The sequence below is a fragment of the Pantoea sp. CTOTU50773 genome, assembly GCF_032082325.1.
Taxonomy (GTDB): Bacteria; Pseudomonadota; Gammaproteobacteria; order Enterobacterales; family Enterobacteriaceae; genus Pantoea; species Pantoea communis.
In genome coordinates, this window is sequence record NZ_DAMDQC010000167.1 from 1 (window position 1) to 9,479 (window position 9,479).

At 56.2% G+C, this 9,479-nt stretch carries 6 protein-coding genes and 1 pseudogene; 3 read left to right on the forward strand and 4 right to left on the reverse strand.

Annotated features, from left to right (window positions below; translation table 11 throughout):
• Positions 1-1,134: exopolyphosphatase (gene ppx / locus RT340_RS19510; RefSeq protein ID WP_313377531.1), on the reverse strand; the 1,134-nt coding region annotated here is incomplete at its 3' end.
• A gap of 5 nt (positions 1,135-1,139) precedes the next feature.
• Positions 1,140-3,216 (reverse strand): annotated as a pseudogene (gene ppk1, locus RT340_RS19515) (polyphosphate kinase 1).
• A 182-nt stretch (positions 3,217-3,398) separates the two neighbouring features.
• Here ppk1 and RT340_RS19520 point away from each other — a divergent pair.
• From RT340_RS19520 to pstB, 3 genes are read left to right on the forward strand one after another with little or no spacing between them, the layout of a single operon-like run.
• Entirely contained in the window at positions 3,399-5,492 is a 2,094-nt protein-coding gene (locus RT340_RS19520; protein ID WP_097118591.1) for an ABC transporter permease subunit, read from the forward strand.
• The gene (pstA, locus tag RT340_RS19525; protein WP_160834299.1) at positions 5,489-7,087 is read left to right on the forward strand and encodes a phosphate ABC transporter permease PstA; all 1,599 of its coding nucleotides are present in this window, start codon (positions 5,489-5,491) and stop codon (positions 7,085-7,087) included. The genes RT340_RS19520 and pstA overlap by 4 nt, the downstream gene beginning before the upstream one ends.
• A gap of 12 nt (positions 7,088-7,099) precedes the next feature.
• Complete coding sequence (gene pstB / locus RT340_RS19530) at positions 7,100-7,867, forward strand: phosphate ABC transporter ATP-binding protein PstB (RefSeq protein WP_211728303.1); 768 nt, start codon at positions 7,100-7,102, stop codon at positions 7,865-7,867.
• A gap of 137 nt (positions 7,868-8,004) precedes the next feature.
• On the opposite strand, the gene purN is transcribed toward pstB, so the two are convergent.
• Both purN and purM read right to left on the reverse strand, forming a co-directional pair.
• Entirely contained in the window at positions 8,005-8,643 is a 639-nt protein-coding gene (gene purN, locus RT340_RS19535; RefSeq protein WP_160834301.1) for a phosphoribosylglycinamide formyltransferase, read from the reverse strand.
• On the reverse strand, positions 8,640-9,479 hold an 840-nt coding region (gene purM, locus RT340_RS19540), incomplete at its 5' end, for a phosphoribosylformylglycinamidine cyclo-ligase (protein WP_313377532.1). The genes purM and purN, both read right to left, overlap by 4 nt.

Here is a 9,479-nt window from a genome sequence, read left to right on the forward strand (position 1 = left end):
ATTGATGGTCAATCCGACTTCATGCAGCAACGCAGCCCATTTCAGCAGCGCGGAGAGCTGTGGATTCGCCAGCTTGGGATTTTGATCCAGCCACTGCAGATAAAGCTGCTCGGTCGTTTCCAGCACGCGGCGTGCCTGATCGCTATCGATAGCGTAGTGGTTAGCCAGACTTTGCGCGGTGCGGCTGCGGATATCCTGATGGCGGAAGCGACCTTCCATCTCATACAGCACACCTTCACGCAGCGCGCCATCAGACAGGCGCAGTTCGCGAATCGCCAGCGCATCAAACACGCCACACAGAATCGCTAAGCCAGGTACAAACACCGCTTTACGCTCTTCCGATAAGCCCGGCAGACTCAACGCATTGAAAGACTTGTGCTTCAATACTTCATCAACCAGCATTTCCAGCGTTTCCGGGGTGATCAGTTTCTCTTTCTCACCCATTGCCAGCAGCACTTCGCAGGCCGCTTTGATCGAGCCTGAAGCACCCAGCGCATACTGCCAGCCGTGCAGACGATACTGCCACGCCATGGTTTCCAGCTTCTGCGCCGCGGACAAACGCGCGCGACGGAAGTGTTCAGGCGAAATTTCCCCTTTCGGGAAATAGAGATTGGCAAAGCTGACACAACCCATGCGGCGGCTTTCCACCAGCTGCGGTTCAAAATCCTCACCGATCACCAGTTCGGTTGAACCGCCGCCGATATCGATCACCAGCTTGCGGCCTTTTTCCGGCTGCGTGTGCTCCACGCCCATGAAGATCAGACGCGCTTCTTCGTTGCCAGAGATGATCTCGATCGGATAGGGGATCACCTCTGCGGCGCGCTGCAGGAACTCTTCGGCATTGGTGGCGATACGCAGCGTGTGCGTACCGACGATAGTGACGTTTGCCGGGCTGAACCCCTGTAAACGCTCCGCAAACAGCGCCAGGCAGCTCAGGCCACGCTCCATCGCCTCATCGCTCAGGCGATTTTGCGCATCTAACCCATCGGCCAGATGCACGCGCTGTTTCAAACGCCCCAACACTTGCATGGCGCCATCGACCACACGGGCAATGACCATGTGGAAACTGTTTGAGCCCAGATCGATGGCAGCAAATTCCTGCGGTTTCGGCGTACTTTTATGGGAAATTGGCATAGGCGTTATTCGGGTTGTTCCAGTTTCTTGATGTAATCGTAAATCGCCAGCTGCGAGCGCACCTTCTTGCGATTGCCGCGCGGAACATAACGGTTACTCAGTTCTTTGTCCACGATGCGCGCTTTCACGGTATCACTCAACAGAATGGCAATGATATCCAGAATGCGCTGCTTCACGCGGGGATCAAGGATCGCCACGGCCACCTCAATACGGTGATCGATATTACGCGTCATCCAGTCTGCGGAAGAGAGATAAACCTTTTTCTCGCCGTCGCTCTCAAAAATATAGACGCGGTCATGCTCAAGATAACGGTCAACGATGCTGGTAATACGAATATTTTCGCTGATGCCCGGTAAATCAGGGATCAGAGAACACATGCCGCGCACCAGTAAATTGATCTTCACGCCCGCAGATGACGCGGCATAGAGGCGATCCACCAGGCCGTTATCGACGAGGTTGTTGATTTTCAGTGTAATGCCCGCCGGTTTTTTCTGCTGGGCATTGGCGATCTCGGCATCGATCAACTTATACAGCATGTCGCGCGAGCTCTGCGGCGACACCAGTCTGCGGCGACACCAGTAAGTGTTCGAACGTCACCGGACGATACGGGTTCTCAATAAAGTTGAACACGCGGCGCACTTCATTGGTGATGCGCGCATCGGCGGTCAGCAATGAATAGTCAGTATAAATGCGTGCGGTTTTTTCGTTGAAGTTACCGGTGCCGATATGCGCATAACGCACAATCTCATCGCCTTCACGACGTGAAATCAGGAACAGTTTGGCGTGAATTTTCAGACCCGGCGCGGAGAAGATCACGTGCACGCCCGCTTCGGTCAGGCGTTTTGCCCAACGAATATTGGCTTCTTCATCAAAACGCGCCTGCAGCTCCACCACCACTGTCACTTTTTTACCGTTGTACGCCGCGTGGATCATCGCATCCATGATGCGTGAGTTTTTAGCGACACGATAAATGTTGATCTTAATCGCCAGCACGCTTGGGTCGAACGATGCCTGACGCAACAGCTCCAGCACGTGCTCAAAGGTGTGATACGGATAGTAGAGCAGCACATCGCGATTACGGATGGCATCGAAACCGTTACGGAAGCCATCAAAGCCGATGTGACGGATTTGCGGCAGCGGACGGTTTTCCAGATTGGCTTTGCCGACGTTCGGGAAGCCAATAAAGTCTTTAAAGTTGTGGTAACGGCCGCCCGGCACAATCGAATCGTAGTTCGAAATCGACAGCTTATGGCGCAGCATTTCCACCATCGCATCCGGCATATCACGCTGATACACAAAGCGCACCGGTTCTGCGTTAAGACGCTGCTTCAGGCTGGAGGACATCAGTTCCAGCAGGCTTGATTCCATCTCGGTAACGAGGTCATATTCGGCATCGCGCGTCATCTTCATCGAATAAGCATTCAGCGCATCGTAATCGAAGAAGCCTTTGAAAATCTCATCCAGGCAATAGCGCAGGATGTTATCCAGCAGGATCATCGGCTTGCGACGACGCGGTGATTCAGCGGGTAAATTGACGAAACGTGGGACCTTGTCAGAAGGGATTTCTAGCAGCGCGTAACGAATATCGTCGCCGCGAATAATCTCAACCGCCAGATAGGTGTAGTCGTCTTTGAGGAACTCAATCAGATCGGTGTCGTGGTTAATCAGAATCGGCGTGACGTGCTGGCGTAATTGATGTTTGAAGTAATAGCGCAGCCACTCTTGCTGATTCGGCGACAGCTGGCGTTCGTTAATCAGGAAGATCTGATTACGTGCCATCTCCAGCAGCAGGTCGTTGTACAGTGCATCGAATTCCTGATCCGATTTCTGCACCCGCAGCTGAATTTTTTTCAGGATATGACGAAGGGTCGTCGGCGTGCCCTGTTCCTCACCAATCAGAATGCGACGTTTCAGATCGGCGAAGCGCACTTTATAGAACTCTTCGAGATTGTTGGAATAGATTCCCAGGAAGCGCATGCGCTCGATTAGCGGGTTCGTTTTGTCCGCTGCTTCCTGTAATACACGTTCGTTGAAGCTTAACCAGCTTATTTCTTTTTCTATATACAGCTTTTCCTGACCCATTCTGACTCCGTGAGGCTGTTGCTGGACGGATTGTCCGGCGGGAAAATCGCAAAAATGCGCCTCCGCTCAGTGTCCGTCACCATTATGGCGAGAGTATGGCAAGCTTGTCCAACGCCAAAGGTTGTCTTATCAATCAGCTACGGGCAACATAGCGACGTGTTTTCACCTGTAACCTGGCCTGCATGAGCATAAATCGTATCCCTGTCCATTTCAGCGACCGCCGTCGTCGTGCCGTCGATCAGTTTGTTCGTCGCGTAGTGACAGGCTGCGGCGTGGGCATTTTGCTGCTGATGCTGCTGCTATTCTTCTGGCTGATCTGGGTGGTGTTACCCCTTTTCAGCGCGCCGGGCATGCAAGCCACCACCAATATGCAGCTTTGGGATAAAGCCCAGGTACTGGCGATGGGCAGCGATGGGCATCTCGGCTGGCGCATCAGCCGCAACGAGGCGCGCTTTATTCCACTCGATGGGCAGCCCGCCGCTGAGGCGCTGGTGCTGCAACAGCACCCTGATGCGGCGGTCAACAGCAGCAATAGCAATAGCGTATTGCTCAATATGCAGGGCGCACTGCTGCTGATGCAACCGCTGATCCACGAAAACCACGGTCAATGGTTCTTCCCGTTTGGCGATCGTCCGCTGCATCTGGCGCAAGGCGCGGTCACCACCATGGCGCTCACCTCGCTAAGCGATCACCAATGGCGGATTGCCGCCCAAACGCCGGCAGGCATCAGCGTAATGACGCTGGAGAACCAGCAAACCGTTAATCAGATTTTGCTGCCACAGCAGCAAGCCGAGCATTTGCTGTTATCCCCCGATGGCACATTGCTGTACGCCAGCGAAGGGCGTTTGCTGCGTGTATGGCAAATCACGCCAGAAGGCGCTCAGCTGCGCGAAACGCAGACCCTTAACCAGCGTCCGCAAAGCCTGCATATCCTCACCGGGGGGCGCACGCTGCTGATTCAGGATACCCAGGGGGTCAAGCAATGGTTTGCCATCGCAGGTGATAAAGGGCCGCGGTTGCAGGAAATTCATACCTTTGATCACAGCCAGGATGCGCTGAAGGTTGTGCCAGAGGCGCAGCGTCGTGTGTTTGCCACCTTTAATGCTGCGGGGGAAATCAAACTGTTCGCCAGTAAGCAGCAGGGGCCGATTTTGACGCGTCAGCTGGCACCGGGCATCCAGGCGCTGGCCTTTTCACCCCGCGGTGATGCGCTGATTGTGGAGCGGGAAGGTCAGTGGCAACAGTTTGCGCTGGATAATCCGTGGCCCGATTTCACCTGGCGCAATCTGTGGCAAAAAATCTGGTACGAGAACTATCCGCAGCCGGATTGGGTATGGCAATCCACTGCGGCTGGCGACAGCTATCAGGCCAAATTCAGTCTGATACCGATGGTGCTGGGTACACTCAAAGCCGCCTCGCTGGCGCTGCTGTTTGCCACGCCGCTGGCTCTGGCGGCGGCAATGTACACCGCATGGTTTATGTCTCCGGGATTACGCCGCTGGGTGAAGCCGGGCATTGAAATGATGGGCGCGTTGCCAAGCGTGGTGATTGGCTTGATTGCCGGCGTCTGGCTGGCACCTCACGTGAGTACCGCGCTGGTCGGCGTGTTACTGCTACCGCTGGTGCTGGCGGTGACTTTATTGCTGTGCGGCGTGCTCAGTCCGCATTTGCCAGCGCGTTGGCGACGCCCAGGTTTCGAGGTGATTCTGCTGCTGCCGGTATTGCTGGCCGTCACACTCCTGACGCTCTGGCTGCCCACGCAGTTGTGGCCGGATATCGGCGAGCGGTTGGCGCATTATGAACAACGCAACTTATTGGTCGCGGCGCTGGCGATGGGCTTTGCATTGGTGCCGTTGATTTTCACCTTGTCAGAAGATGCTTTATTCAGCGTGCCCGGCGCGCTGGGGCAAGGTTCACTGGCGCTGGGTGCCACGCCGTGGCAAACCCTGACGCGTGTGGTTCTGCCTGGCGCATCAGCAGGCATTTTTGCTGCCCTGATGATCGGTTTTGGCCGCGCGGTAGGGGAAACCATGATTGTGCTGATGGCCACCGGCAACACGCCGGTCAGCGAAGGTGGCTTGTTTGCCGGATTACGTGCACTTTCGGCTAACATCGCCATTGAGATGCCGGAAGCGGCAGCGGGCAGTGCGCATTACCGAATTCTGTTCCTGAGTGCGCTGTTGTTACTGATATTCACTTTAGTGATCAACACCGTTGCGGAGTTGATTCGTCAGCGTCTGCGCCAGCGCTACAGCCAGCATGAGGGACAGGGATGAAAGCGATGCGTCAAAACGATCGCTGGCGCTGGCTGACTGCCGGTGCGGTGGCCGTGTGCTTACTGGCGTTTACCTTGCTGATTGGCCTGCTGGGGTGGCAGGGCATGCGCGCCTTCTGGCCGCAGCCAGTGGATCAATATCTGTTCCAGCCGCCGGAAGGTTCGGCGGTGATGGTGCTGGGCGAAACGCTGCACAAACAGCCGCAGGGCGAGCAGTGGCGCTATGTGGTGAAAACGGGCAATCGCGATTTTGCCGCACCGGATTTCCGTGTGCTGTATAGCCAGGGCGCGGCGAAAACGCGTCGCCCGGCAGATGCGGTGGTTTTACAGCGCCGCAGCGGCGGCAACGCTTACGGTTGGCTGATTGAACTGCGGGAAGACAATGAAGTGCTGACCGCGCGCGATCGTGATGCGCTGCTGCATCAGCGGTTGGCGCAAGTCCATGAGCAGCTACGTCAGGCCAGCCATATTCGTCGTGTGCAAATGGCGCGCCTCAATGCACAGCTGGAAAGCCTGCAGCAGCAAGCTGATGAGCAACGTCAGCGCGGCACGTTCACCCTGCAGGATCAATCGGAATTCGATGCCAACAGCGTGGCGCTGCAACGGCGCTTTAGCGCACTAGCGCAACAACTGACCCATCTGCAACATGAGAGCGAACGCGACACGTTGGTGCTCCGCGATGTGCAGGGGCAGGATCATATCATTCCGCTGGCGCAGGTGGTGGATGCCTGGTATCCGAATGCGATGTCGTTTAGGCAGAAAGTACAGCACTTCTTCAGTCAAATCTGGCAGTTTGTCAGCGATTCCCCAACATCAGGCGGCGGCGAGAGCGGGGCGTTCCCGGCGATTTTTGGCACCGTGCTGATGGTGTTGCTGATGTCGATCATCGTGATGCCGCTGGGGGTGGTGGCGGCGGTGTGGCTGCACGAATATGCCGGACGTCATGCGTTAACGCGGCTGGTGCGCATCGCGGTGGTGAATCTCGCCGGTGTGCCGTCGATTGTGTATGGCGTGTTTGGCCTGGGCTTCTTTGTCTGGTTGATCGGCGGCACGATTGATCAGCTGTTTTTCTCGCGCGCGTTGCCGAATCCGACCTATGGCACGCCGGGCCTGCTATGGGCGGCGTTGACGCTGGCGCTGCTGACATTACCCGTGGTGATTGTCGCCACCGAAGAGGGGCTGTCACGCATCCCGGATAATCTGCGTCAGGGCTCGCTGGCGCTGGGTGCCACTCAGGCGGAAACGCTGTGGCGCGTGGTGTTACCGCTGGCGGTCCCGGCGATGCTCACCGGCCTGATTCTGGCTGTAGCGCGTGCAGCAGGGGAAACCGCCCCGCTGATGCTGGTGGGTGTGGTGAAAATGGCCCCGGAGTTACCGGTGGATGCGGTGTTCCCCTATTTGCACCTCGACCGCAAATTTATGCACCTCGGTTTTCAGATTTACGATTTGGCCTTCCAGAGCCCGAATATCGACGCTGACCGACCGCTGGTTTACGCCACCGCCTTGCTGCTGGTGGTGATCATCCTGTCGCTCAATCTGTTGGCGATGGCGCTGCGGCATCGGCTGCGCGAGCGTTACCGCCTCATGACGCACTAGAAAGGTTTTTAGATGACGCCCGATTACGACATCGCGTTAACCGTTAACCAACTGTCGCTGTGGTACGGTGAACGCCAGGCGCTGAACAATATCGATCTGTACATCCCGAAAAACCGCATCACAGCGCTGATTGGTCCGTCCGGTTGTGGCAAGTCAACGCTGCTGCGCTGCTTTAATCGCATGAACGATGTGATTGATCGCTGCCGCATTGAAGGTGAAATTCTGCTCGATCAGCATGCGGTGATGCAGGCGAATCAGGATCTGCCTGCGTTGCGTCGCCGGATTGGCATGGTATTTCAGCGCCCGAATCCATTCCCGAAATCGATCTACGAGAACGTGGTGTACGGTTTGCGGCTGCAAGGGGTGCGCGATCGTCGCGTGCTGAACGAAGCTTGTGAACGTGCACTGCGTGCAGCGGCACTGTGGAGTGAAGTGAAAGATCAGCTGGCACAGAATGCGTTGACGCTTTCCAGCGGTCAGCAGCAGCGTCTGGTGATTGCGCGTGCCATTGCCATTGAGCCGGAAGTATTGCTGCTGGATGAGCCGACGTCGGCGCTCGATCCGATTTCCACGCTAGTGATCGAAGAGTTGATGACCACGTTAAAGCAGCATTTCACGCTGGTGCTGGTGACGCACAACATGCAGCAGGCGGCGCGCGTGTCAGATTACACGGCGTTTATGCATAACGGACAACTGGTGGAGTTTGATGAAACCGACCGCATCTTCACCTCGCCAAAAGCGCGCAAAACCGAAGATTACATTACGGGTAGATTTGGTTAAGGGATAAGCAACGTGCGCTACGTTTTCAGGGCGCAGAAAGGCAACAGGTTTTAGCAGCCCCAGGCGCTGACATCAGCCAGTGACTGGGGTGAATTAAGCGGGGCAACGTGTCTGCAAGCGGCTGAATAAGGTGAAAATCAGTCGTGTGCGTAACCTTGAGGTGGCAACGGTTGCCCATCCAGCCAGGCTTTTCCATCACGCATCTGCAAGCGTCCATCGACAAACCAGCCGATCACCAGCGGATAAATCGCATGCTCCTGATGCTGTACACGTGAGGTGATCTCTTCTTCATCATCTTCAGCAAATACCGGAACGCGCGCCTGCAAAATCACCGGTCCGCCATCCAGTTCGTCAGTAACAAAGTGCACCGACGTGCCGTGTTCCTCATCACCATTCTCTAGCGCCTGACGATGGGTATGCAGTCCGGGATATTTCGGCAGCAGCGACGGATGGATGTTCACCAACCGGTCGTGATAATGCGCGACAAACGCCTGACTGAGAATGCGCATGTAACCGGCCAGCACCACCAAATCCGGCGCATAGGCATCGATTTCCTGCATCAGTTGGCGGTCAAACGCATCGCGGTCGGCAAAGTCACTGGCGGCGAGGCTATGGCCCGGCACGCTGGCTTCCTGCGCACGCGTCAAACCAAATGCCGAGGCTTTATTACTGAAAACGGCAGCGACGCTGCCGTTAATACGCCCGCTTGCGCAGGCGTCGAGGATGGACTGAAGATTGCTTCCGTTACCGGAGATCAGTACAACCAGTTTTTTCATGGATTAATAACCACTCGCTCTTCTGAGTCAGAGGCTTTAATCACACCGATTTTCCACGCCTGTTCGCCAGCGTCGGTCATCAGCTGTACCGCTTTATCGGCATCGGCCGGGCTCAGCGCGATGATCATGCCCACGCCGCAGTTAAAGGTACGATACATTTCATGACGGCTGACGTTACCGGCCTGCTGTAACCAGCTGAACACGGACGGCCACTGCCAGCTCTTCTCGTCAATCACCGCCTGAGTATTGTCTGGCAACACGCGTGGGATGTTCTCCCAGAAGCCGCCACCGGTCAGGTGAGAAATCGCGTGCACATCCACCTGCTCGATCAGGCTAAGGATGTTTTTCACGTAGATACGAGTCGGTGCCAGCAGGTGATCGGCCAGTGGTTTGCCATCCAGCTGTTTGGTTTCTGGATCAGTCTGGCTGACTTCCAGAATCTTACGCACCAGCGAATAACCGTTCGAATGCGGGCCGCTTGAACCCAGTGCGATCAGCACGTCGCCGTCCTGCACTTTCGAACCGTCAATGATTTCTGATTTTTCCACCACGCCGACGCAGAAACCGGCCACGTCGTAGTCTTCACCGTGGTACATGCCTGGCATCTCAGCGGTTTCACCGCCGACCAGCGCACAACCTGACTGCAGGCAACCTTCAGCGATACCGGTGATCACCGCTGAAGCGGTATCCACGTCCAGTTTGCCGGTTGCGTAGTAGTCGAGGAAGAACAGCGGCTCAGCGCCTTGTACAATCAGGTCGTTCACACACATCGCAACCAGATCGATGCCGATGCTGTCATGACGTTTGAGATCCATCGCCAGACGCAGCTTGGTGCC

Bases quoted from the DNA above. Each gene is read 5' to 3' on its own strand.
- pstB (WP_211728303.1), top strand. From the start codon at position 7,100: ATGACGCCCGATTACGACATCGCGTTAACCGTTAACCAACTGTCGCTG.
- pstA (WP_160834299.1), top strand. From the start codon at position 5,489: ATGAAAGCGATGCGTCAAAACGATCGCTGGCGCTGGCTGACTGCCGGT.
- purN (WP_160834301.1), bottom strand. From the start codon at position 8,643: ATGAAAAAACTGGTTGTACTGATCTCCGGTAACGGAAGCAATCTTCAG.
- RT340_RS19520 (WP_097118591.1), top strand. From the start codon at position 3,399: ATGAGCATAAATCGTATCCCTGTCCATTTCAGCGACCGCCGTCGTCGT.